15 protein-coding genes are annotated in these 25456 nt (G+C 72.0%); 11 read left to right on the top strand and 4 right to left on the bottom strand.

Features of this window, described 5'->3' with window-relative positions:
• The first annotated feature begins 544 nt into the window (after window positions 1-544).
• Genes ACIQMJ_RS16770 through ACIQMJ_RS16760 form a run of 3 tightly spaced genes read left to right on the top strand, consistent with a single transcriptional unit; the run spans window position 545 to window position 3557 of the window.
• Window positions 545-1786 carry an ABC transporter substrate-binding protein gene (locus ACIQMJ_RS16770; protein ID WP_499761868.1) on the top strand — a complete coding sequence of 414 codons (1242 nt, stop codon included), beginning with the start codon at window positions 545-547 and terminating at the stop codon, window positions 1784-1786.
• Window positions 1783-2715, top strand: coding sequence for a carbohydrate ABC transporter permease (locus tag ACIQMJ_RS16765; RefSeq protein WP_499761867.1), 933 nt, complete (start codon window positions 1783-1785; stop codon window positions 2713-2715). Before ACIQMJ_RS16770 ends, ACIQMJ_RS16765 begins: the two co-directional genes overlap by 4 nt.
• Window positions 2712-3557: a carbohydrate ABC transporter permease gene (locus ACIQMJ_RS16760; RefSeq protein WP_499761866.1), complete on the top strand. Its 846-nt coding sequence runs from the start codon at window positions 2712-2714 to the stop codon at window positions 3555-3557. Before ACIQMJ_RS16765 ends, ACIQMJ_RS16760 begins: the two co-directional genes overlap by 4 nt.
• Window positions 3558-3683: 126 nt before the next feature.
• Here the strand turns inward: ACIQMJ_RS16760 and ACIQMJ_RS16755 are convergent, their stop codons facing one another.
• The 3 genes from ACIQMJ_RS16755 to ACIQMJ_RS16745 all read right to left on the bottom strand — a co-directional run bounded on the left by ACIQMJ_RS16755 (window position 3684) and on the right by ACIQMJ_RS16745 (window position 8725).
• A complete protein-coding gene (locus tag ACIQMJ_RS16755; protein WP_499761865.1) occupies window positions 3684-6371 on the bottom strand; it encodes a lectin in 2688 nt (895 codons plus the stop codon).
• A 177-nt stretch (window positions 6372-6548) separates the two neighbouring features.
• Window positions 6549-7685 (bottom strand): pentapeptide repeat-containing protein, encoded by a 1137-nt coding sequence (locus ACIQMJ_RS16750; RefSeq protein WP_499761864.1) that lies wholly within the window; start codon window positions 7683-7685, stop codon window positions 6549-6551.
• A gap of 179 nt (window positions 7686-7864) precedes the next feature.
• A complete protein-coding gene (locus ACIQMJ_RS16745; protein ID WP_499762449.1) occupies window positions 7865-8725 on the bottom strand; it encodes a LysR family transcriptional regulator ArgP in 861 nt (286 codons plus the stop codon).
• Between the two features lie 69 nt (window positions 8726-8794).
• On the opposite strand from ACIQMJ_RS16745, the gene ACIQMJ_RS16740 reads away from it, so the two are divergent.
• Window positions 8795-9388, top strand: a complete 594-nt coding sequence (locus ACIQMJ_RS16740; RefSeq protein WP_499761863.1) for a LysE/ArgO family amino acid transporter — start codon at window positions 8795-8797, stop codon at window positions 9386-9388.
• Window position 9389: 1 nt separating this feature from the next.
• On the opposite strand, the gene ACIQMJ_RS16735 is transcribed toward ACIQMJ_RS16740, so the two are convergent.
• Window positions 9390-10634 carry a cytochrome P450 gene (locus ACIQMJ_RS16735; RefSeq protein WP_499761862.1) on the bottom strand — a complete coding sequence of 415 codons (1245 nt, stop codon included), beginning with the start codon at window positions 10632-10634 and terminating at the stop codon, window positions 9390-9392.
• A 646-nt stretch (window positions 10635-11280) separates the two neighbouring features.
• Between ACIQMJ_RS16735 and ACIQMJ_RS16730 the strand changes: the two genes are divergently transcribed.
• Genes ACIQMJ_RS16730 through ACIQMJ_RS16700 form a run of 7 tightly spaced genes read left to right on the top strand, consistent with a single transcriptional unit; the run spans window position 11281 to window position 25427 of the window.
• Window positions 11281-12945 (top strand): condensation domain-containing protein, encoded by a 1665-nt coding sequence (locus ACIQMJ_RS16730; protein ID WP_499761861.1) that lies wholly within the window; start codon window positions 11281-11283, stop codon window positions 12943-12945.
• A gap of 48 nt (window positions 12946-12993) precedes the next feature.
• Window positions 12994-16365 carry a non-ribosomal peptide synthetase gene (locus tag ACIQMJ_RS16725; protein WP_499761860.1) on the top strand — a complete coding sequence of 1124 codons (3372 nt, stop codon included), beginning with the start codon at window positions 12994-12996 and terminating at the stop codon, window positions 16363-16365.
• On the top strand, window positions 16362-19943 hold the full coding sequence (locus ACIQMJ_RS16720) for a type I polyketide synthase (protein ID WP_499761859.1): 3582 nt from the start codon (window positions 16362-16364) through the stop codon (window positions 19941-19943). The genes ACIQMJ_RS16725 and ACIQMJ_RS16720 overlap by 4 nt, the downstream gene beginning before the upstream one ends.
• Window positions 19944-19960: 17 nt before the next feature.
• Window positions 19961-21328, top strand: a complete 1368-nt coding sequence (locus ACIQMJ_RS16715) for an MFS transporter (protein WP_499761858.1) — start codon at window positions 19961-19963, stop codon at window positions 21326-21328.
• Window positions 21329-21346: 18 nt separating this feature from the next.
• Window positions 21347-22615: a cytochrome P450 family protein gene (locus ACIQMJ_RS16710; RefSeq protein WP_499761857.1), complete on the top strand. Its 1269-nt coding sequence runs from the start codon at window positions 21347-21349 to the stop codon at window positions 22613-22615.
• Complete coding sequence (locus ACIQMJ_RS16705) at window positions 22612-23310, top strand: thioesterase II family protein (protein ID WP_499761856.1); 699 nt, start codon at window positions 22612-22614, stop codon at window positions 23308-23310. The genes ACIQMJ_RS16710 and ACIQMJ_RS16705 overlap by 4 nt, the downstream gene beginning before the upstream one ends.
• Window positions 23311-23321: 11 nt before the next feature.
• Window positions 23322-25427 carry a non-ribosomal peptide synthetase gene (locus tag ACIQMJ_RS16700; protein WP_499761855.1) on the top strand — a complete coding sequence of 702 codons (2106 nt, stop codon included), beginning with the start codon at window positions 23322-23324 and terminating at the stop codon, window positions 25425-25427.
• Window positions 25428-25456: the final 29 nt, after the last annotated feature.

The following is a 25456-nucleotide window of genomic DNA, read 5'->3' as shown; positions in this document are numbered from 1 at the left end:
TGTCCGATCGGATGCTCTGCGTGACTGCCACGGCGCGGAGTCGAGCGGGACCGGGGGAGGGGGAGCAGACCATGGCACGTCCCGGCTATCCGGTGACGACCTGCCAACCTGCCCTCACCCGCCCTGCCCTCGTCAAGCCTCTCGCACCCCACCCGGCCTGCCCTGCCGACTGGGCCCGCCGTGCCCGCCCCACCGGTGATGCGGAACCTGCTGGACCCCGAAGTCACACCGGACGTGGTGATCGCGTGAATGATCCACTTGCTGTAGGTGTGCACCGGGAAGTGCGCCACCACGGCCTCCGCCCGTGCACGGACGTCACGGCGGCGGGCCAGAACCACTCACCGCCGCCTCCGTCGTGGACGGTGGACCAGCCGGCCGGCGTGACCGGCGATCGGGGCGTGCCGCTGCCCGGCGTGATCACCAACCGAGTGATCACCAGCCGGGGCAGTGCCCCGATCGGCTTGACAGAGCAAGACCTGAACGAATGGGAGTCTCGGTAATGGGCGTTCGGACAACGGCGGCGCGGGCAACCGCGGCGCTGGGTGTGGCAGTCCTCCTCGCGTCGTGCGGCAGCGGAGGGGACAAAGGCGGCGAGCAGCCCAGCGGTGCGCTCGAAGGTCGGGGCGAGGTCACCTTCGCCACCGGCAAGGACACGTCCGGCAACATGCAGAAGCTCGTCGACGAGTGGAACGCCTCGCACGCGAACGAGCAGGTCCGGATCATCGAACTGCCCGAGTCCGCCGACGCCCAGCGCCAGCAGATGGTGCAGAACGCGCAGGTCAAGTCCGACGCGTACACGATCCTCAACCTCGACGTCGTCTGGACCGCGGAGTTCGCGGCCAACCGCTGGGTCGTCGAACTGCCCACCGACCAGTTCGAACTGGACAAGTTCCTCCAGCCCGCGATCAAGACCGCGCAGTACCGCGACAAGCTCTACGCCGCGCCCGTCTACTCCGACGGCGGCCTGCTGTACTACCGCAAGGACCTGCTCGACGCGGCGGGTCTGAAGCCGCCGAAGACGTGGGCCGAGCTCACCACCGCATGCCAGGCGGTCAAGGCGACGCAGCCCGCGATCGGCTGCTACGCCGGTCAGTTCGAGAAGTACGAGGGCCTGACGGTCAACTTCGACGAGGCCGTGCACTCCGCGGGCGGCGACGTGGTCGACTCCTCCGGCAAGCCGGTGGTCGACTCGCCCGAGGCGAAGGCCGGGCTGGACGCCCTGGTCACCGGCTTCCAGCAGGGCATCATCCCGCAGAAGGCCATCACCTACAAGGAGGAGGAAGGCCGCCGCGCCTTCCAGGCGGGCGAGCTGCTGTTCCACCGCCAGTGGCCGTACCAGTGGAACCTGGCCGGCAAGACCGACGGCTCGTCGCAGGTCGCGGGCAAGTTCGACGTCGCGCCGCTGCCCGGCCTGAACGGCCCCGGCAGCTCCACCCTCGGCGGGCACAACTTCGCCATCTCCGCGTTCGGCAAGAACAAGGCCACCGCGCTGGACTTCATCAAGTTCTTCACCAGCGAGTCCTCGCAGCGCTCCAACCTGCTGGCCACCTCGCAGGCCCCGACCCTGTCGAGCCTGTACGACGACGCGGAGCTGATCAAGCAGTTCCCGTACCTGCCCACGCTGAAGGAGTCGATCCTCTCCGCGAAGCCGCGCCCGCAGGCCGTCCGCTACGGCGACGTCACGCAGGCGATCCAGGAAGCCGCCTACGCCGCGCTCACCGGTGAGAAGACCAGCGACGTGGCGCTGAAGGACCTGCAGGCGAAGTTGCAGGAGCTCCTGAAGTGACGGCGGTCGCCCGCCGCGCCCGGGGTGCGACCTCGGGCGCGGGGCGACTCGCCGCGGCGCTGCTGTCACCGACGTTCGTGGTGCTCGGCCTGGTGGTCGGGTACCCGTTGGTGGCGGCGCTGCGCGAGTCGGTGTTCCGGGAGGGCACCGACCTCGACGAGAGCGGTTTCGTCGTGGAGGGCTCGCGTTTCGTCGGCGTCGACAACTACACCGCGATCTTCGCCGGTGACTCGGCCGCCCGGTTCTGGAACGCGTTCGGCAACACCACGTTGTTCACCGTGATCACGGTCGCGCTCGAGGTCGTGATCGGTGTCGCGATGGCGCTGGTGATGCACCACGCGATCCGCTGGCGCGGCGTCGTGCGGGCCGGCATCCTGGTGCCGTGGGCCGTGCCCACCGCGGTCTCGGCACTGCTGTGGCGCTGGATCTTCCAGGCCGACGGCGTGGCGAACGCCATCATCGGCCAGCAGGTCCTGTGGACCACCGAGGGCTGGCAGGCGAAGTTCGCGGTCATCCTCGCCGACGTGTGGAAGACCGCGCCGTTCGTCGGCCTGCTCGTGCTGGCCGGGTTGCAGATCATCCCGAACGACGTCTACGAGGCGGCCCGGGTGGACGGCGCGTCGCCGTGGCGGCAGTTCTGGCGCATCACCCTGCCGCTGGTGAAGCCCGCGCTGCTGGTGGCCGTGCTGTTCCGGGTGCTCGACGCGCTGCGCATGTTCGACCTGCCGTTCGTGCTCATCGGCAGCCGCAAGGAATCGGTGGAGACGTTGTCCATGGTCGCCTTCGACGAGGCGTCGAGCCTGCGGTTCGGCCCCGCCGCCGCGTACGCGACGATATTGTTCGTCTACGTGGCCGTGACCGCGTTGGTGTTCGTGCGGCTGCTGGGCGCGGACGTCATCGGCGCCGCTCGGGAAAGGGCGCGCAAATGACCGCCACCCAGGGCAACAACTCCTTGCCGCGCAAGGTGCTGACCTTCGCCGGACTCGGCCTGATCCTGGTCTACTGCCTGGCCCCGTTCTACTGGATGGCCGTGTCGGCGTTCCGCCGCCCGTCCGACCAGTTCGAGCTGACCGCGCTGCCCGCGCCGTTCTCGCTGGACAACCTGACCGCGGTGTTCTCGCCCGGCGTCGGGTTCGGCCGGTCGCTGCTGAACAGCCTCGTCGTCGCGGGCACCACCACGGTGCTCACGCTGATCATCGGCGTCTCGGCGGCGTACGCGCTGGCCAGGTTGCACTTCCGGTTCAAGAACGCGGTCGCGGCGCTGATCATCGCCACGTCGATGTTCCCCGGGATCTCGCTGCTGGTGCCGCTGCTGGCGTTGTTCACCGACATCGGCTGGATCAACACCTACCAGTCGATGATCGTGCCGAGCCTGTCGTTCGCGCTGCCGCTGGCGGTGTGGAACCTGACCGCGTTCTTCCGGCAGATGCCGGAGGAGCTGGAGCAGGCGGCGATGATCGACGGCTGCACGCGCGGCCAGGCGTTCCGCAAGGTGATCCTGCCGCTGGCCGCGCCCGGCATCTTCACCACCGCGATCATCACGTTCATCGCGGCGTGGAACGAGTTCATCATCGCCCTGTCGATGGTCAACGACAGCTCGATGCAGACCGCCACCGTCGCGATCTCCCGGTTCACCGGGGCGTACGGTTTCGACCAGCCGTTCGGCACGCAGATGGCCGCCGGCGTGATCGTGACCGTGCCGCTGGTCGTCGTGGTGCTGCTGTTCCAGCGGCGGATCATCGCGGGCTTGACCGCAGGAGGCGTCAAGTAGCCACCTCGCGGTGTCAACGGCCGGTCGCCACGTGTTGGGAGAGCCGTGGCGACCGGCCAATTAACGTGTCCTACCAACCTGTTCTACCCACGTGTTCTATCAACGGGTCCTATCCCCGGCCCCGCCTCACGGCAGCCGCCACTGCTGGGCACCCGTCCCGTTGCAGTCGTGGATCTGGAGCTGGACGCCGTTGACCGCGTTGCTGTTCGGCACGTCGAGGCACTTGCCGGACGGCGAGTTCACCAGCGTCGACCCCTTCGGCCACCACTGCTGCGCGCCCGTGCCGTTGCACGTCCACAGCTGCACCTTGGCCCCGTTGACCCGAGCGCTGCCGCTGACGTCCAGGCACCGCCCCAACGCGCGCACCGTGCCGTCCGACGCCAGGGTCCACTGCTGGGCGGCCGAGGAGTTGCAGTCCCACAGCCGCACGGGCGCGCCGTCGGTCGGGCCCGCGGGCTCGGCGTCCACGCACTTGCCCGCCGACCCGACGATCGCGCCGGACCTGGCCGGGTTCGGCCCCACGTCGAACGACGGCGGCGCGTCACCGGCGCCGCTGCCCCAGCTCGACGCGGCCGTGCCCAGCGTGAACTCCAGCGACCCGCCCCGCGCCACGAACGACGCGGGCAACCAAGCCCTGCCCGACGCCGCCCCGTCGACCTTCAGCGACTGCACGTACTTCACGCTGTCGGAGGCGTTCGGCGCGGTGATGGAGATCGTGGCGCCGTTGCCCCGCTTGATCGTCGTGCTCGGGAACTGCGGGCTGGCCAGCACCAGCTCCGCCCGACCCGGAGCCTGCGGGTACAGGCCCAACGCCGCCCACACCGCCCACGACGACATCTCGCCCAGGTCGTCGTTGCCCACCAGGCCCTCGGGGGTGGGCAGGAAGATCGACGTCAACGCCCGCCGCACCACGTCCTGCGTCTTGTGCGGCGCGCCCGCGTACACGTACGCCCAAGGTGTGTTGAGCGTCGGCTCGTTGCCCAGGTAGGCGTAGGGCTTCTTGGGGCCCGCGTTCAGCTCCGTGAAGAACGTGTCCAACCTGGACACCACGGCCGCGTTGCCGCCCATCGCGTCGAACAGGCCGCGGTGGTTGTACGGCACCATCCACGTGTACTGTGCCGCGTTGCCCTCGACGTACTCGTTCTCCTGGGTCGGGCTGAAGCCCGGCCACGTCAGGTCGGTGTTGCGCGGCTGCACGTACTTGCTGCCCGAGTTGAACAGGTTGCGCCAGTTCTGGGCGCGCCGCAGGAAGTTCTCCGCCGCGCCGGTGTCGTTCAGCCTCGCCGCGAACTGCGAGATGGCGAAGTCCGCGCTCGTGTACTCCAGCGTCGTCGCGGCCGAGCCCCACACGTCACCGAGGCCCGTCGGCACGTAGCCGTAGTCGTTGAACTGCAACCACCCCGGCCGCTGCCGGATGTCGTTGACGCCCGCGACCATGCGGCGCAACGCGTCCGCCGTGTCGAAGTCCGTGCCGCCGAACGCGTGCGCGGTGGACACGATGATGGCCATCGGGTCGCCGTTCATCACGCCCGTGCCGCCGTTGGCGACCGTCCAGCGGTCGAAGTACCCGCCCTGCGCGGCCTGGTTGACCGCGGACTGCGCGATGTCCGCCGCCTCCCTCGGGCCGAGCAACGCGATCAGCGCCACCTGCGACCGGTAGACGTCCCAGCCGGAGAAGTTCGCGTACTGGGTCCTCGTGGTCGTGTGGGTCTGCCGGTCGAACCCGGTGTACTGGCCGTTGACGTCGCTGAACACGTTGGGGTGCAACAACGAGTGGTACAGCGAGGTGTAGAGCGTGCGGAGCTGGGTGGTCGTGCCGCCGGTGACGTCGATGCGGCCGAGCCAGCCGTTCCACGTCGCCCGCGCCGCGGTCCGGACCTCGTCGAACGACCGGGTCCCGGTTTCGGCCGCGAGGTTGGCCTTGGCGTTGTCCAGGCTCACGAACGAGATGCCGACCCGCGCCGTGACCGTCGTGGCGTTGAACGACACGAACGCCGAGGCGGCGAACGGCTGCACGTCCTGCGCGGCCGTGGACGGCGTGGGCACGTGCTGCGTCCCGGCGGTCTTGGGCGAGGGCGCGACGCTGCCCCGGCTGCTGCCCTCCACCGCGCGGCCACCCGGCGTCACCCGGCCGTCGGCGATCGTGGCGGTGGTGGCGAACGGCTGGTCGAACGTGACGTGGAAGTGCAGGCGGTAGCGGTTGCCCGCGCCGCAGAACCCGCCGCTGTCGGTGTAGCCGGAGAGGCTGTCGGTCCCGACGGTGATCGAGCCGCCGGCCGCGTTGAACGCGCGGGCGGCGTCGACGTTCAGCGAGGCCCGTTGGCCGGCGGGGTAGGTGAAGCGGGCGACGCCCGACCGCTGGTTCGCGGTCAGCTCGGTGCGGATGCCGTTGTCGAAGCGGACCGAGTAGTAGCCGGGGGAAGCCTGTTCGTTGGCGTGCGAGAACGTCGAGTAGGCCGCGGGGGTGGTGCCCAGCGACGGCATGAACGGCACGTTGCCGAAGTCGCTGCACCCCGGGCCCGACAGGTGGGTGAGGCTGAAGCCGCGGATGCGGTTGTCGTCGTAGTGGTAGCCGCCGTGCTGGTGGGTCACCGTGTCGGGGCTCCACTGGAGCATGCCGAACGGTGCGACGGCGCCGGGGAAGGTGTTGCCCGCGCCGCCGCCGTGCCCGAAGTCGGGGCCGCCGGGTTTGGTGCCGACGAACGGGTTGACGTGCTGGGCGTGATCGGTGATGGCGTGCGCCGTGCCGGTCACGACCGGGACGGCGAGCGCGGCGAGGGTGAGTGCGGCGACAGCCGCGGAGCGGAGACGCATCTGGAACCTCCGGCAGGGGGAGGAGGTCTGACAACGTTGTCAGGTGCCGATTCTCCCACCGGTGGAACAGCTCGGGAACCCGCTGCGCGGCCGAACGCCGTTGGGCCGGCGTTGTCCGCCGGACAACGCTCGAATGCGAAAGTCTCTATACCTTCAGTGTAGACAAAAAGTTCACCTTCACCCCGCATTCGGCTCGGTCGGCTGTGATGGCTCGGCTGGTAATCGCACCCCTCGGGGCACCGGGACACCCGCCGGCCACAGCTCGACCGCCGACTCCCGCTCCGTCCCCGAGAGGTCGACCTCCGACAGGTCGACGACCCCACCCGCGAACCGCGCGCCGTCGAACGACACCGAACCCCCGGCGAACCGGGCGCGGTCGAACGAGACGACCCCGCCGGTGAACGCGGCCCCGGCGAACGACAGCCGGCCGGTGATCGTGGCGTCGGCGAAGGTGACCCGGCCGGGCGCGGTGAACGTCGCACCGGAGAAGTCGCCGCCGTCGAACACCGCGCCGGTGAAGTCGAAGTCGTGGCCGCGCCAGGTGCGCGGGTCGCCGTCGGCGAGGTGCAGGTTGTCGCGGATGAGCCGGATGACGGTGAGCCGGACGTGGCGCTCCTGGCCGGGGTCCGGCTGCGCCGCGTCGACCGTGCCGTAGGGCTGGCGCAGGTAGGCGCAGAGCACGTCGATGCAGCCCTGGCGCGCTTCGGGTGCGTCGTTGGCCAGTGCCGCGAACGCGTAGACGCCCGCGGTGCGCACCGAGGCGTCGGGCGCGCCCAGCAGCTCGGCCGCCTTGGCGTAGCGGTCGAGCAGCACCTTGGCGTCGTCGCGGTGGGAGTCGACCTCGTTGAGGCGTTGCCGCCGGTACGCGACCGTCAACGCCACGACCGCCCCGACGCCGCCGACCACGGTCAACACGACCTTCACCGCGTCGAGCCGCTCCTGGACGCCGGTCGGCCGTCCCAGCACGCCCCACAGGGCCACCCCGACCCCCACCGCGACCGCCGCGGCCAGCGCCAGCAGCAGTGCCACGTGCACCAACAGCGGCATCGCGGGCGTGCGCGGCCGGCGTCCCAGGGCCATCGCGGCCCTGTCACCTCCACCTGCCGCCAACACCACCGCCACCACGCCGAAGAGGCACACGGCCCAGTGCCGCCCGACCCACTGCCCACCCACCGCCGCCACCTGCGCCCACCACCGGGGCGCCAGGCTGACGACCGCGGCGATCAGGGCCGCTGCCGCCAGCCCTTGCCGCACTCGCGGTCTCCGGCGAAGACCGAGGACGGCCCGGCTCACCTGCAAGGGTTGCTCGTTCATGACCGCCATGGTGACGCAACCGACCGCGTGCCGACCCCCGAACACGAACCCCGAACACGATCGCCGAACACCGCCGGCGACCTCGGCCGGACGGGGCCGGACCCGTTCCACCTCGCAGCGGTCTTCGAACCGAGGCACCGAACCAGTGTTCACTGCAGACAGTCTCAGGGCGGGCCCGGTCAGTGCAGCTCGGCCGCCGCCGCGCGGAAGACGGCGTCGGCGACGCGAGCCAGTGGTGGGGAGTCGAGCTTCCACTGCTGCCAGTGCAGCAGCACGTCCACCGGCTTGTCCGGGGCGAGGTGCACGAGCCGGCGGTGGGTGGTGATCTGGTGCTCGGTCAGCAGCGCCCACCCCGCGCCGGCCACCACGGCGTCCTCGAACACGTGCCCGTCGGGCAGGTGGTGCCGGTGCGCGGAGGCGTTGCGGCCGGACAGCTCGCGGCAGAAGCGGTCCTGGAGGTCGTCCTTGTCGTCGAACACGATCACCGGCGCGTCGTGCAGCGGCTGCCCGTCGGCGAGCCACCGCCGGACGAACCGCCTGGTCGCCACGGCGTGGTAGCGGATGCTCCCGAGTGGACGGACGGCGCAGCCCTGCACCGGTCGCGGCGACGACGTCACCGCGCCGACGACGAGGCCCTGGCGCAGCAGCTCGGCGGTGTGGTCCTGGTCGTCCCGCCGCACGGTCAGCACCAGGCCCTCGTCGGCGGCCAGTTCCTTGACCACGCGGCGGAACCAGGTGGCCAGCGAGTCGGCGTTGACCGCGACCGGGATCGGCGTCGGGTCCTCGACCAGGCCGAGCGCTTCCCGCGCGTCCCGGTCCAGCAGCGCCTGTTGCCGCCCGTACCGGGCGATCACGGCGCCGGACTCGGTGAGCCGCGCGGGTTTCGCGCGGACCAGCAGGACGCGGCCGGTGCGCTGCTCCAGCAGCTTGATCCGCTGGCTCACGGCCGACGGCGTGACGTGCAGCGCCTTGGCGGCGGCGTCGAACGTCCCCTCGTCCACGACGGCCAGCAACGTCCGCACGCACTCGGGATCGAGCATCACGAGTGCTGATGATACGTAAGAAAAGGTAGCTGGCCTAATCCGCGGCCCGTTCCTACCGTCGACGCCGTGACGTACGCGCTGCTCGCCGGGCTCGGCACCGGACTGTCCCTCATCGTCGTGATCGGCGCGCAGAACGCCCTGGTGCTGCGCCAAGGCGTGCTGCGGCAGCAGGTGCCCGCCGTGGTGGCCATCTGCGCCGGTTCGGACGCGCTGCTGATCGCGCTCGGCGTCGGCGGCGTCGGCGCGGCGTTCACCGCGTGGCCGACCGCGTTGGCGGCGGTGCGGTGGGTCGGCGCGGCGTTCCTGATCGGTTACGGCGTGCTGGCGGCACGGCGGGTGCTGCGGCCGTCGGCGCTGCCGCTGGAGCGCACGGCCGGCGCGGCGTCGGCGGTGGTCGTCACCTGCTTGGCGCTGACGTGGCTCAACCCGCACGTGTACCTGGACACCGTGCTGCTGCTGGGCACGGCGTCCACCGGGTTCGGCGGCGACCGGTGGTGGTTCGCGGTCGGTGCGATCACGGGCAGCGTGCTGTGGTTCAGCGCGCTCGGGTTCGGTGGGCGGTGGCTGTCGAAGGTGTTCACCCGGCCCTCGGCGTGGCGGGTGCTCGACGCGGCGGTCGCCGTGGTGGTCACGGCGACCGGCGTCTCCCTCGTGTTCTGACCTAGACCCGGCTCGGTCGGGCCTTGGCGCGGGCCGTGATCGGCACGTGCTTGTAACCGGACACGAAGTTCGAGATCAGCTTCTCCGGCTTGCCCGCGGGTGCGAAGTCCTCGAAGCGGGTCAGCAGCTCCTCGAACAGGATCTTCAGCGTCACCCGGGCCACGCTGTGCCCGATGCAGTAGTGCGGGCCGATGCCGAACGCCAGGTGCTTGTTGGGCTTGCGGCGGATGTCGAAGCTCTCCGAGTCCGGGAACTCGTCCTCGTCCCGGTTCGCCGAGCCCAGCCACACCACGACCGCGTCGCCCGCCTTGATGGGCGTGTCCCGGATGACGACGTCACGCGTGGCGTAGCGCAGCATGTGGTTCACCGGCGACGCCCACCGCAGCGCCTCCTCCACCGCCGTGGTGGTGGCCGACATGTCGGCCGCCCAGTCGCGCACCACGTCGGTCTCCAGGAACTCGGCCATCACGTAGTTCGGCGCGTGCGGCGTGGTGACGTTCGCGCCCAGCAGCAGGCTGTAGCAGTTGGACACGATCTCGGGCGGCGTCATGTGCCTGCCCTCGAACCGGGTGGAGATCAGCACGCTGAGCAGGTCGTCGCCGAGGTTGTCGCGCCGGTGCCGGACCAGGTCCTGGAAGTAGGCGAACAGCTCGTGGTGCGCCATCGACAGGGTCGCGGACTTGCTGCCCGCGTCCTGGTACTCCGGGTCGTCGGCGGCGATGCAGATGGTGGTGAGCCTGCTCAGCCACGCCCAGTCGGACTGGGGCAGGCCCATCATCGTGCCGGTGACCGACATCGGCATGGCGAACATCGCCTGCGCGAAGTCGAAGGCGCCGCCGTCACCCAGAGGCAGCAACAGGTCGAGCACCAGGCCGCGGATCATGTCACGCTGCCGGTCCACCGCGTTGACCGCCAACGCCTTCTTCAGCCTCTTCTGCATCACCGTGTGCCGGGGCGGGTCGGTGGCCGCCAGCTGCTGCCCGCCTGCCGGGTCGTCCATGCCGAGCAGGCTGAGCATGGTGCCGCGCTCCGAGGTGAACAGTGCGGTGTTCCGAAGCACGAAGTCGGTGTCGTCGAACTTGACCACGGACCAGAATCCGCGGTCGTCGTCCACCTGAAGCCAGCTCAACCCGTCCAGTCCGCGCAGTCGGCGCCACTCCGCGCGGGCGTCGCCGTCGCTGTAGAGGTGCGGATCGACGAGGTCGGTCGAGCCCACGTGCACCGGGCATCCGGACGTGGTGGTCATGGCCCGTTTTCCTTTCGTTCGAGCGTGCGCGTTCATTCCGCGCCGGTCTCGGTCCGCGGTGCGGGGAAATCCGGCCAGCAAAAAATCACCGCCCACCGGCTGCGAGCGGCTCGTCGATGTGGAGCGATTTGCGCGTGCGCCGTCGAACGCGCAGGTCAGACCTGGTCCGTGTGAATCCGTGAACCAGGTCCTGACAATCGCGGGAAATCCCCCAGGATGCTCCCGATAGTCCCCAGACCCCAGCGCCGGACTGTATGCAGCCGACGGTGATCGAGCTAAGCACGAGGTCACGAGGGTGTCAACCCTGTCTCAGAGTGACGGTGTCGGTAACTGTTAAACCCGAACGGAGGCAAGGGTATTTACGTTCCGCTATCACGTTTGGACGATCGTCGAAAGGCGCTGGTACATACGTGTTCTCGAAGTCTTCGGGGCGACTTTTCGGGATCTCTTGACGCGTCGCGTGGAACGCACCTACGTTGAGCCACGGCCGCCAGGAGAACTGCGGGGACTGGCTGGCAAGTCTGGGGACGTTGAGGGGTAATCGTGGGGCTGTCGCCCGATTCGGACATTTGTGCTGCGCTTTTTACCGCCGCGCCGCCTTTTCTGTCAGAAGGGGAAAACCTCCTGGTCGGGGGCGGGTCGACGCATGTCTAGTCCGCCGACCACGCCGAGGACCTGGCACGAGGCGACGCCGACCCAGCAGGGATTGTGGATCCTCGACCGGATCGAACGGCTGAGGCCCACCTACCTGCTGCCGTCCGTGGTCGAGTTCACCGGCCCGGTGGACCACGGGCTGCTGGTGGCGTCGGTGCAGCGGGCCATCGCCCGGCACCCGGCGCTGCGGTCGAGGTTCCGCCTGGACGCGCGGCACCGCCGGGTCGAGTACCGCACCGACGCCGAGCCCGCCGAGGCCGGGTTCATCGACGCCGCGGCCGACGGCTGGACCGGTGAGGAGCTGGACGACCTGGTCGAGGTGCTCTGCTACACGCCGTTCGACCTGGCCGAGGAGGCGCCGACGCGCGCCGAGGTCATCCGGGTGGACGACCGCACCACGCTGCTCGTGCTCAACGTGCACCACATCGTCTTCGACGGCTGGTCGCGCGGTCTGCTGATGGACGAGATCGCCGCCATCTACCGGGGCAAGCTGCGCGGTGCGGAGGTCGAGCTGCCGCCCGCCGCGCACCCGGCGGACGTGCTGTCCCAGCCGGACCCCGACGACCTGGCCGAACGCGTCGCCGACGTGGTCGAGCGGCTGCGGGGCGCGCCGATGGGCGTGGCCCTGCCCTACGACCGCGACCCGGCGTCGGAGGAGCTGTCGCTGCTGGGCGCGGACAGCGCCACGCACCTGGACGCCGACCTGACCAAGCAGCTCGTGGACGTCGCCACCACCGAGGGCGCCACGCTCTACATGACCGGTGTCGCGCTGCTCGCCGCGACGCTGGCCCGGATGAGCGACCAGCGCGACTTCCTGTTCGCGGTGGTGTGGCCGGGTCGGGACGACCCGGCGACCGCGGACGTGGTCGGCATGTTCATGACCACGCTGGTCGTGCGCATCGGACTGGACGAGACGACCACGTGGCGGGAACTGCTGCGCGACGCCCGGTTCGCCGCGATGGAGACCTTCGTGGACGCGGACGTGCCGCTGGACGCGATCGCCGCCGCGCTCGACCCGAACCGCGACGTCAGCAGGCCACCGCTGACCCCGGTGCTGGTGCAGCTCAACGCGGTGCCGGACGGGTTCGAGCTGGCGCCGGGCGTGCCGGGCCGCTACCGGCCGCTCAAGCCGCAGTACAGCAAGTACGACCTGGCCCTGTTCGTGCGCCTGGACCACAGCTCGGGCGCCGAGCGGCTGGAGCTGTCCCTGGACCGCCCGGCCGACCTGTTCGAGGGCACGACCCTCGTCGACCTGTTCGCCGGCCTGCGCCGCAGTGCCGCCGACCTGGCCCGATTCCCGGAGGAACCCGTGTTGGAACCCACCACCGCCGTTGACGGCATCGCTGACGACCCCGCCGCCCGCCTGGACGCCGTGCGCGCCCTGTGGCGCGAAGTGCTCGGCGTGGAAGAGGTAGCCGACGACGTCAGCTTCTTCGAGGCGGGCGGCGACTCGCTGCGCCTGGTGATCCTGGTCGAGCGGCTGAACCAGGTGTCCGGGCACGCCCTGCGCACCGTGGACCTGTTCCGCGCGGGCACCGTGCGCGCCCAGGCCGAGCTGCTGGCCGGCCCGGCGGCCTCGACCTCCTCGACGGCGGGCTCCAGCCGGCAGCGCCTGCTGGACGCCGCCCGCGCCCGCCGCGGCGAGGCACGGGCCTGACCACCACCACCCGGTAGTTCCGCTCTGCGTTGGAGGGGCAGGCAGGCGATGACGTTCAACCAGTACGCGACCGCTGTTCTCGGTCCGGAGGTCGACGCCTCGGCGTTCGCCACCAGCAGTTTCATCGGGCTCGGCGGTGACTCGTTACGCGCCATGCGGCTGGCCGCGCTGGTGCAGGAGCAGCTCGGCGTGCGGATCCCGGTGGCCGCGCTGCTCGGCGACGCGCCGCTGGCGGAGGTCTTCGCCGAGGCGGGCGTGGTCACCGCGCCCGCCGAGCCCGCCCCGTCCGCCGCGGTGGACGACGTGCCGACGGAGTCGTTGTCCCACGCGCAGCGCGGTATGTGGCTGATCGAGCGGCTCACCGGCGGCTCGCCGTACAACCTGGTGTTCACCTGCTTCGTCCGGCCCGGCACCGAGGGGCGGCTGGACGGCGGGGTGTTCGAGCGGGCCGTTGCCGCGACCGTCGCCCGCCACCCGGGCCTGCGCACCGTGTACCGCGAGGTGGACGGCGACGTGGCCACCGAGGTTCTCGGTCACCACACGGCCGAGATCGCGGTGGTGGAGCACGACGGCGAGGGGTTCGAGGAGCACGTGCGGGCGCTGGCCGCCGAGCACGGCCGGCTGCCGTTCGACCTGGCCGCCGCGCCCGCGTTCCGGTTCCTGCGGGTGACCGGGTCGGGCCAGGACGCCGTGGTGCTGATGGCGCACCACATGGTGCTCGACGGGTGGGCGGTCGGCCTGCTGCTCAAGGAGATCTGGGCGCACTACGACGCGTTGGCGCTCGAACGGACCGCGCCGTTCACCGGGACCGCGCCGTCCACGCAGGCGTTGTTCCGGCACCAGGAGCAGGCCCGCACGAGCGGCGAGTGGGACCGCCAGGCCGAGTTCTGGATCAAGCACCTGGACGGCGTGCCGACCGTGCTGGAGCTGCCCGCGGACTGCCAACGGCCCGCGTTGCAGGACGCCGCCGGCGACCGCACGACCGTCGACTTCGGCGTGGACACCAGCGCCGCCGTCGTCCGCCGGGCCCGCGAGCTGGGCATCACGCCGTTCGCGTTCCTGCTCGGCGCGTACGGGTTGACGCTGAGCCGGTGGACCGGCGCGCGCCGGCTGCTGGTCGGCGTGCCGCTGACCGGCCGCGGCACCTCCGAGCTGGAGGACCTGGTCGCGGTGGCGGGCAACCTGGTGCCGGTGCGCGTCGACGTGGACGACGACGCGCCGGTGGCGGACTACCTGCGGGCGGTGCACCACTCGTTGGCGCAGAGCATCGACGCGGGCGCGCTGCCGTTCGAGGAGCTGGTGGCGCGGCTGGGCGTGGAGCGCAGCCTGGGCTGCCACCCGCTGGTGCAGGCGACGTTCGGCATGCACGACCAGCTCGTGCCGCAGCGGTTGGACGCGGCCGGGTTGCGCATCCGGGTCGAGGAGGGGCACGGCGGCGGCTCGCAGTTCGACCTGTCGCTGCTGATCCGGCAGTCCGAACCGTCGCTGGCCGGGCACCTCGAGTACGCGACCAGCGTCTGGCAGGTCGCCGAGGTCGAGGGGTTCGTGGCCGACTTCCAGACCGCGGCGGCGGAACTCGCCGCGGCCGACGGGCCGCTGGAGGAGGTGCGCTGCATCGCGCCGGAACGGCGGGCGGCGCTGGACCGGATCAACGAGACCCGCCGCGACTTCCCGGTGGCGTCGCTGGACGAGCTGTTCCGCGACATCGCGCGCAGCACGCCGGACGCCGTTGCGGTGCGCGAGGGCGACGTCGAGCTGACCTACCGGCAGCTCGCCGGCGCGGCGGCGGAACAGGCGCGGCTGCTGCGCGAGGCGGGGGTGCGACCGGGAGACCGGGTTCTCGTGGGCGTGGAGCGGTCGGTCGCCGAGATCGTCGCCGTGCTGGGCGTGGTGTGGGCGGGCGCGGCCTACGTGGGCGTCGACCTGAGCTTGCCCGCCGCGCACACGGAGAAGATCGTGGCCAAGGCCGCGCCGGCGGCGGCGTTGATCGCGCCCGGTGCCGCGGGCCGCGTGCCCGGTGTGGCCGTGGTGTCCATTTGGGACGAGACGTGGACCGCCGGTGAGGTCGACGTGCTGCCCGCCGACCCCGACCGGTTGGCGTACGTGGCGTTCACCTCCGGCTCCACCGGGCAGCCCAAGGGCGTCGCGATCCCGCACCGCGCGGTCGTGCGGCTGGTGCACGAGGCCGACTTCGTCCGGCTGGGCGCGGGGGAGCGGGTGCTGCGGCTGTCGCCGCTGGCGTTCGACGCGTCCACGTTGGAGCTGTGGGGCGCGCTGCTCACCGGCGCCACCCTGGAGGTGTACCCGGCGGGCCTGCCCACGCCCACCGAGCTGGGTGACTTCCTGCTGGAGCGCGAGGTGACCGTGGCGTGGCTGACCGCCGGGCTGTTCCGGCTGGTCGAGGAGTTCGCGCCGGATTCGTTCGCGGGCCTGCGCCAACTGCTGTCCGGCGGTGACGTCGTGCCGCACGACCACGCCGCCCGCGTGCTCGAACGGCACCCCGGCCTGGTCATCACCAACGGCTACGGCCCCACCGAGAACACCACGTTCACCACGACGTACTCGGTCAGCGACCCCGAGGACGTGGACGGACCGCTGCCCATCGGCACGCCGCTGCCCGGCACCCGCGTCTTCGTGCTGGACGAGCGGGGCAGGCGGGTGCCGCCCGGCGCGGTCGGCGAGCTGTACGCGGCGGGCGAGGGCCTGGCCGTCGGCTACCTGGACGACGAGGCCGAGACCGCGCGGGCGTTCGGGCACTTCTCGCCCGAGGTCGGCGAACGCCTCTACCGCACCGGCGACGTGGTCCGCATCGACACGCGGGGCAGGCTGCGGTTCCTGGGCCGCCGCGACGACCAGGTCAAGCTGCGCGGCTACCGGGTCGAGCTGTCGGCGATCAGCGACGCCCTGGTCACCCACCCGGACGTGCAGGACGCCGTGGTGGCCGTGACCGGGGACAACAGCGCCGACAAGCGCCTGGTCGCCGCCGTGGTGCTCAAGGGCGAGGTCGGCACCGCCGACCTGCGCGACCACCTGTCCGAACGGCTTCCGGTCTACATGGTGCCGGTGCTGTGGGCGGTGGTGGACCGCGTCCCGCTGACCGGCAACGGCAAGGTGGACCGCCGCGCCCTGGTCGCACAGGCCGCACCCGCCGGGCAGCGCGCGCCGAAGCCCGTCGTGGCCGACCGGGGCGCCGACGAGGGCCTGGTGCCGCTGTTCGTGGAGGCCATCGGCGGCGAACCGACCACCACGGTCGACGCCGACACCGACTTCTTCGTCGTCGGCGGCAACTCCATGGGCGCGGTGCGCCTGGTGAAGCTGGTCAAGGACCGGCTCGGCGTCACGCTGCGGCTGCGCGACTTCCTGCGCACCCCCACCCCCGCGGGCCTCCGGCAACTGGTCGACGAGGCGGGCGCGAAATGACCCCCGTCGCGGTCATCGGGATGGCCGCCCGGCTGCCCGGCGCGGACGACGTGCGCGCGTTGTGGGCCCAGCTGCGGGGCGGCGTCGAAGGCATCTCCCGCTTCGACCCGGAGGACCTGATCCGGCGCGGCGCGGACCCGGACTACGTGCGGCGGCCGAACTTCGTGCCCGCCATGGGCACGATCCGCGAGCCGTACCACTTCGACTGGTCCTACTTCGGCTACAGCCGGGCCGAGGCGGCCAACATCGACCCGCAGCAGCGGGTGTTCCTCCAGGCCGCCACGGCCGCCCTGGACGACGCGGCGATCGACCCGACCCGGTTCCCGGGCTGGATCGGCGTGTACGCGGGCGCGGACAAGGTCGCCGCCCGCGCCGACGACCAGCTCAGCGAGCTGGCCCAGTACATCGGCACGGAGAAGGACTTCCTGGCCACCCGCGTCGCCTACAAGCTCGGGCTGCGCGGCCCGGCGGTGAACGTGCAGTCGGCGTGCTCCACCTCGCTGGTGGCCGTGCACTTGGCCGCGGCGGCGCTGCGCGGCGGCGAGTGCGACGTGGCCCTGGCGGGCGGCGTCGCGGTCACCGGCAAGGGCGAGTGGGGCTACCTGTACGAGCCCGGCGGCATCCTGTCCGCCGACGGCCACTGCCGCCCGTTCGACGCCAACGCCGACGGCACCGTGCCCAGCGAGGGCGTCGGCGTGGTGGTGCTCAAGCGCCTCGACGACGCGCTGCGCGACGGAGACCGGGTCGACGCGGTGATCCTCGGTTCGGCGATCAACAACGACGGCGCGGAGAAGATGGGCTACACCGCGCCGTCCATCCCCGGCCAGAGCGACGTCATCCGCTACACCCAGAAGGTCGCCGACGTCGACCCGGCGGACCTGGACTACGTGGAGGCGCACGGCACCGCGACCAAGCTCGGCGACCCGGTCGAGGTGTCCGCGCTCACCGACGTGTTCCGCGACTCCACCGACGCCACCGGCTGGTGCCACCTCGGCGCGGTGAAGTCCAACCTCGGCCACACCGGCTCGGCGGCGGGCGTCGCGGGCCTGATCAAGACCGTGCTGATGCTCAAGCACGGCGAGCTCGTGCCCACGTTGCACTACGGCAGCCCCAACCCGCTGCTCGACCTCGACGCCACCCCGTTCCGGGTGGTCACGACCGCGCAGCCGTGGCCCGACCGCGGCACCCGGCTCGCGTCGGTCAGCTCATTCGGCGTGGGCGGCACCAACGCCCACGTGATCGTGCAGGGAGCACCGCTGCGCACCGCGCCCGTCGCCCGCAACGGCGCACGGGTGCTGGCGCTGTCCGCGGCGTCCACCGACGCCCTCGGACGGATGCGCGACGACCTCGCGCGAGCGCTGCGCGGCGAACCGAAGCTCGACCTGCCCGAGGTGGCCCGGACGCTCGCCGACCGGCGAGCGCACGGGCACCGCCAAGCCTTCGTCGCGGGCGACCCGGCCGAAGCCGCGGCGCTGCTGGAGCAGGCGGGGGAACCCGCGCCGCCCGGCCGGCTCGACAGGGTCGCGTTCCTGTTCCCCGGCCACGGCCCGCTCGGGCACGCCGCGGGCGAGGCCGCGCACCGCCTGCTGCCCGCGTTCCGCGGCTACTTCGACGAGATCCGCGAGGCCGTGCGCGACCGGCACGGCATCGACCTCACCCCGGTGGTCAGCCGGGAGGCCGCCACCGACGAGTGGTTCGCCGACATCGTCAACCACCAGCTCGGCCTGTTCGCCCTGGGCTACGCGCTGGGCCGCCAGGTCGCCGACTGGGGCGTGCGGCCGCACGCCATGTTCGGCAACAGCATCGGCGAGTACGCGCCCGCCACCCTGGCCGGGCTGTGGTCCCCGACCGACGCCGCCGAACTGGTGTTCCAGCGCTCCAGCGCGATGGCCGCCACCGAACCCGGCCGGATGGCCGCGGTCAACGCCTCCGCCGAGGAGGTGCGGCAGCGGCTCGGCGACGACAGCGGCGTGGCGGTCGCGGTCATCGGGCCCGGCGGCGTGGTGATCTCCGGCCCGCGGGCCCGGATGGACGCGGTGCTCGACGGCGACGCGCTGCGCGGGCTGGACGTGCGGCCGCTGAACATCAAGCAGGCTTCGCACTGCGCCGCGATGGAACCGGCCGCCGCCGTGCTGGCCGAGGCCGTGGCGGCCACCCCGAGCACCCGCCCGAAGCTGCGGTTCGTGTCCAACACCAGCGGCGACTGGGCCGACCCCGACGCCGTCACCGGACCGGGGTACTGGGCCGAGCAGCTGCGCCGGCCGGTGCTGCTCGACGGCGGCATGGCCACCGTGCTGGCCGCCGGCTGCGACACGTTCCTCGAACTCGGCCCCGGCACGTCGATGACCGGCGCCCTGCGCCGGCACCGCGACTGGGACACCGGCCACGTCACCGTGCCGCTGCTGGGCCGGCCCGAGGACGGCGAGCGGGGCCTGCTGCGCGCCCTGGCCACGCTGTGGGAGCGCGGCGCGGACGTGGTGCTGGACGAGGTGCGCGACGACGTCTTCCCGGTGTCGCTGCCGACCTACTCGTTCACCCCGCACGACCCGCAGCTCGACACACCCGAACTCGAACCGGCTGCCCCCAGGGGGAAACCCGGGGCCACACCGACGCGCAAGCCCGCGGGGCAGCCGGTTCGGTCCACTGTGGAACGCCTGTGGTGCGCCGCGCTCGGCGTGCCGTCCGTCGCGCCGGACGACGACTTCTTCGCCCTCGGCGGCGAGTCGCTGATGGCCGTCGACTTCATGACCAAGATCCGCGAGGCGACCGGCCTGTCGGTCACCGTCACCGAGTTCACCCGCAACCCGACGTTCGCCGCGCTGGCCGCGCTGGCCGAACAGGTGGACGCGGCGGCGGTCGTGCACGTGGTCGACGCCGTCACGTTGCGCGAGGGCGTCGGCCGGCCGATCGTGCTGGTCGCCGACTCGGCGGGCAGCGTGCTGAGCTACCGGCAGCTCGCCGAGGAGCTGGGCGACCGGCCGGTGCACGGCCTGGAGCCGCGCGAGGCGCTGCACACCCGGGTCGAGGACCAGGCCGCGCACCACGTCGACGCGTTGCGCCGGGTGCAGCCGCACGGGCCGTACACGCTGGGCGGCTGGTCGTTCGGCGCGGTGCTGGCGCACGAGATGGCCCGGCAGCTCATCGCGCAGGGCGAGACCGTGGACGTCGTGGTCAGCCTGGACGCGTTCGTGCAGGGCTGGAAGGGCATCCCGATCGGGCTGGACCCGGAGTTCCTCTACAGCCACGCGCACATCCAGGTCAGCGCCCTGCTCGGGCTCGGCCTGGTCGGCGCGCAGGTGCGCCGCAACCCCGCGTTGACCGCGCTGCTGCGCACGAAGGCCAAGGTGCTGGCCGCGTACACGCCCAAGCCGGTCGCGGCGCGTGCCGTGGTGTTCCGGGTCGGCGCGGACCAGCGCGCCCGACAGCGCCTGACCAAGCGCCTGATCCCGCTGTACGGCGGTGGTGTCGAGGTGCGCGCCGCCGGCGGCGACCACTGGTCGATGTTGGCGCGGCCCCACGTGGGCGAGCTCGCCGAAGGGCTGCTCGCAGCCTTGTCCAACGCCGAGAGGGTGCAGTGATGGCAGGAAAACCCGCAGTGACGACCACCGAGGCCACGTCGGCGGGGAAGGCGACGGCCGAGCAGGCCGCGCGCACCGGCTCGACGCCGGTCGACCAGGCCGACCCCGCGGACCAGGCACCCGACGGCCAGGCGCCCGCGGACCAGGCGCCGGTCGAGCAGGCCGCGCCGGAGAAGCCGCTGTTCCGCAACCGCGACTTCCAGGCGCTGTGGATCAGCCAGTTCCTGGCCGCGGTCGCCAAGGAGTCCGCGGAGATCGCCTACCCGCTGCTCATCCTCGCCACCACCGGCTCGGCCACCTACGCGGGTGCGGTCGGCTCGGTCGCGCTCGTCGTGGCGGGCCTGATGTCGATCCCCGGCGGTTCGCTGACCGACCGGTTCGACCGGCGCAAGATCATGATCCTCACCGACGGCATCCGGCTCGTGCTGCTGGCGCTGTTCAGCGTGCTGGTCTTCTCCGGCGTCACGAGCATGCCGCTCATCTTCGCCATCGTGATCATCTCGTCGGCGTGCCTCGGGGTGGCGAACCCGGCGGGCCTGGCCGCGATCAAGCAGCTCGTGCCGCCCTCGCAGCTCACCCAGGCCACCGCGCAGAACCAGATCCGGTTCTTCGGCGCGACGGTCGCGGGCCCGCCCATCGGCGGCGCGCTCTACGGCATCGCCCGCGCGCTGCCGTTCGTCGGCGCGGCCATCGCGTTCCTGGCGTCCGCGGTGATCCTGCTGTTCATCAAGAAGCCGATGCAGGCGCCCCCCGCCCCGTCCGGCGGCGGCAAGCGCGGCGCGTGGGAGGGCTTCAAGTTCATCGCGGGCCAGCCCATCATCCGCATCCTGATCCTCTGGGTGATGGTCTCGAACATGGCGTTCAACCACTCCGGCATGTTCCTCGCGCTCATCGCCACCGCGGAGAGCCGGGACGCCTCGGAGGCGGTCATCGGCACGACGCTCGCCATCGCGGGCGCGGGCGGCCTGGCGGGCTCGCTGATCGCCCCGATCGTGCTGCGGTTCGTCAAGCCGTCGCTGATCATGGCCTACGCGATCTGGATCGGCCCGGTCGCCGCCGTGCTGCTCGCGGTCGTGCCCGGCACCATGCCGCTGGGCATCATCGTGGCCTGCATCTTCCTGCGCGCCGGCGTGGTGAACGCGTTGTTCTTCGGCTACATCGCCGCGCTCGTGCCGGACGAGAAGCAGGGCCGCGTCATCGGCGCGATCATGTTCATCTCCATGATCGCCCAGCCGATCGGCATCTTCGCCATCGGCGCGATCTTCGACCTGGCGGGTGCCACCTCGGTGTTCATCACCATGGCCGTCGCCGGCGTGGTCGCCGCGGTGCCGACGCTGTCCAAGCAGATCCGCAAGCTCCCCGCTCCCGAAGAACTGACCGCCTGAGTTTCGGAGGACAAGCACATGACGACCGAAGCCCACCCTGCGCAGGCTCAGCAGGCCGCGGCGGGGCACTGCCCCGCGCTGCCGCCGGAGTTCTTCACCCAGCCCGGCGCGAACCCCTACCCGGCGTTCGCCGAGCTGCGCCAGAAGTGCCCGGTGCGGCAGATCAACCACCCGCCGGGCGCGGAAGCCTACGTGGTGGCCGACTACGACACGGTGTCGAAGCTGTTCGGCGACCCGCGCATCTCCAAGAGCGTCAACAGCGGCCCGAAGTGGTTCCGCGACGTGCTCAACGAGTCCAGCCCCATCCTGATCAAGAACATGCTGACCGCCGACCCGCCGGAGCACACCCGGCTGCGCAAGCTGGTCAGCCGCGCGTTCGTGCCGCGCCGGATGGAGCTGCTGCGCCCCCGCATCCAGGAGATCACCGACGAGCTGATCGACGCGTTCCCGGAGACCGGCGAGGTCGACCTGTTCAACGACTTCGCGCTGGCGCTGCCGATGAAGGTGATCTGCGAGTTCCTGGGCGTGCCGGTGGAGGACCGGCCGGCGCTGCACGAGTGGGGCCTGATCCTCAGCGGCGCGCCCTACGCCGACGAGGAGTCGAACGCGCGGCTGAAGTGGGCCAGCGAGAAGACCGAAGCCTACCTGCTGGACCTGCTGGCGCAGCGCCGGGAGAACATCGGCGAGGACCTGGTGTCCAGCCTCATCCGCGCCACGGACGAGGACGTGTTCACCAACGACGAGCTGGTGTCCACGCTCATCCTGCTGATCATCGCGGGCCACAAGACCACCGCGAACCTCATCGGCAACGGCACCCAGGCCCTGTTGCAGCACCCCGACCAGTTCGAGCTGTTGAAGAACGACCCGGGCCTGGTGGACAACGCGATCGAGGAGTTCCTGCGCTACGAGGGCCCGGTCTACCGGGGCACCCTGCGCCTGGCCGCGCAGGACATGGAGATCAACGGCGTGCCGATCCCCAAGGAGAGCTTCGTCCACCTGCTGCTCAACTCGGCCAACCGCGACCCGGAGGTGTTCGAGGAGCCCGACCGGCTCGACATCACCCGCCAGGGCATCCGGCACTTCGCGTTCGGCCACGGCGCCCACTTCTGCCCCGGTGCGCCGCTGTCGCGGGTGGAGGGCCAGGTCGCGTTCACCACGCTGCTGCGCCGCCTGCCGGGCCTGGCCCTCGCGGTGAAGCCGGACGAGCTGGAGTGGGTGTTCGACAACTCCGCCAGCCGCGGCCTGGCCAAGCTGCCGGTCACCTACGACCGCAGGCTGCCGCGGTGACCGCGCGGCTGGTGTGCCTGCCGTTCGGCGGCGCGGGCGCGTCGTTCTTCCGGCCGTGGTCGGTGATGGCCGGCGGCCGGCTGGAGGTCGTGCCCGTGCAGCTGCCGGGCCGGGAGCGCCAGATCGACCTCGACCCGTACACCGACGTGCACGAGGCCGTGGACGGGCTGCTGCCGGGCCTGCTCGCCGAGCTGGGCCCGGACCCGCGGGTGGTGCTGTTCGGGCACAGCCTGGGCGCGGTGCTGGCCTACGAGTTCGCGCACCGGCTGCTCGCGGCGCCGGGCGTGGAGGTGCTGAGGCTGGTCGTCAGCGGCTCGCCCGCGCCCGGCGTGCGGCGGGAGCTGACCGCCACCGGCCTGGCCGACGACGACGAGTTCCTGGCCCGGGTCAGGCAGATCGCCGGTTACACGCACGAGGCGCTGGACGACCCGGAGATGCGGGAGCTGATCCTGCCGACCCTGCGGGCCGACGTGGAGATGCACGAGAGCTACGTGCCGTCCACCGGGGAGCCGTTGGCCGTGCCCATCACCGCCGTGCGCGGCGCGGACGACACTCTGGTGTCGGCCGACGAGGCGGCGGGCTGGGCCAAGGTCACCGGCCGCGACTTCGAGCTGGTCGAGGTGCCCGGCGGGCACATGTACCTGGCCGACTCGGCGCCCGTGCTGCTCGACCTGATCGACTCGACCGTCCACTGAGGGGGAACACCGTGGCGCACGCGCCGGACTGGGGACTGGGGCGCGGCCGGGGCACGGGCACGCTGACCGTGCCGCTGCCCGCCGACACCGACGTGGCCGAGTCGGGCTGGCGGGCCGCGCTCGACGCCACCGTGCGCGCCTACGACGGTGAGCACGCCGCCGAGCCGACCACCGCGGTCGGCCTCGGCGACGGTTTCCCGCTGGCCATCGCGGTGACCGGCGGCGAGCTGCGCGCCGTGTACGACCGGGAGCACTTCGCGCCCGAGATCGTCGAGCAGTTCACCCGGCACCTGGTGTCCGTGCACCGGGACGGCGTGCTGCTGGACGACGCCGAACGGGCCCGGATCGCCGCGCTGGGCCGCCCCGGCGTGGAGCTGGTCACCACGCCCACGACGATCCACGAGGCGTTCGCGCGGGTGGCGGCGGCCCGCCCGGACGCCATCGCGTTGTGCGACAACGAGGTCCGGCTCACCTACCGGGAGCTCGACGAGCGGGCCGACCGGGTCGCCGGCGGGCTGCGGGCGCTGGGCGTGCGCGGCGGCGACCACGTCGGCGTGTGCCTGGAGCGCTCGGCCGAGCTGGTCGTGACGCTGCTCGGCGTGCTCAAGGCGGGCGCGGTGTACGTGCCGACCGATCCGGCGTACCCGGCCGAACGGCTCGCCTACACGGCGGCCGACGCGGCGCTGGGCGTGGTCGTGACCAGGCTGGCGGAGTTCCCGCGCGGTGACGGGACCACCGTCGTCACGCCGGACGAGCTGACCGGCGACCCCGCCGGGGCCGCCGCGGGCCCGGACGACCCGGCGTACATCATCTACACGTCCGGGTCCACGGGACGGCCCAAGGGCGTCGTCGTGCCGCACCGCAACGTGATCGCCCTGGTCGACGCGACCCGCGACGAGTACGGGCTGGGCCCGGACGACGTGTGGACGTTGTTCCACTCCAGCGCGTTCGACTTCTCGGTGTGGGAGATCTGGGTCTGCCTGCTCACCGGCGGCCGGCTGGTCGTGGTGCCCTACTTCGTCTCCCGCGAACCGGACCGGTTCCACGAGCTGCTGGTCGCCGAACGCGTCACCGTGCTCAGCCAGACGCCGTCGGCGTTCGCGCAGCTGCTCGACGTCGACGCGCGGGCGGACGGCCGGCCGGCGGTGCGGCTGGTGGTGTTCGGCGGTGAGCCGCTGGACGCGCGGATGCTGCTGCCGTGGTTCGACCGGCACCCCGGCTGCCGGCTGGTGAACATGTTCGGCATCACCGAGACCACCGTGCACGTCACGCACCAGACGGTGACCCGGGAGCTGGCCGAGGCCGCGACCCGGTCGGTCGGCCCGGCGCTGCCCGGCTGGCACCTCTACGTGCTGGACTCCGCGGGCCGGCTGGTGCCGCCCGGGGTCGCGGGCGAGATCCACGTCGGCGGCGCGGGCGTGGCCTCGCACTACCTGAACCAGGACGAGCTGACCGCGCGGCGGTTCGTGCCGGACCCGTTCACCGGCGGCCGGATGTACCGCAGCGGCGACCTCGGCCGGCTGCGGCCCGACGGCGCGCTGGAGCACCTGGGCCGCATCGACAGCCAGGTCAAGATCCGCGGCTTCCGCATCGAGCTGGACGAGATCCGCTCGGTGCTGCTGGAGGACCCGGACGTGCGCGCGGCGGCCGTCGTGGTGCGGCGGGAGGACCCGGCCGACGCCGCGACCGCCCGGCTGGACGCGTACGTGGTGCTCACCGGCGGCGACCCGGCGGGCGTGCGCAAGCGGGCGGCGGGCATCCTGCCCGACTACATGGCGCCCGCGACGGTGACCGCGCTGGACGCGCTGCCGTTGACCACCAACGGCAAGCTCGACGTGGCCCGGCTGCCCGCGCCCGTCGTCGCGACCGGCACCGACGACCCGCCCAGCGAGGGCCTGGCGGGCAGCCTGCGCGAGGTGTGGCGCGAGGTGCTGGGCGTGCCCGTCGGGCTGGACGACGACTTCTTCGAGCTGGGCGGCAACTCGCTGGTGGCGGTGCGCATCGGCGCGGCGCTGCGGGCGCGCGGCCTGCCGTCGGTGCCGCTGCGCGAGCTGTACCGCAACCCGACCATCCGGGACCTGGTGGCGGTGCTGCGCCAAGTGGACGCGGGCAGTTGAGTCGCGCTTGAGCGGAATGTCTGGGGGAG

The sequence above is a fragment of the Actinosynnema sp. NPDC091369 genome, from assembly GCF_044757065.1.
GTDB lineage: Bacteria > Actinomycetota > Actinomycetes > Mycobacteriales > Pseudonocardiaceae > Actinosynnema.
Note: the sequence above shows the minus strand (reverse complement) of the source record. Positions and strands in the feature narration are given on the sequence as shown.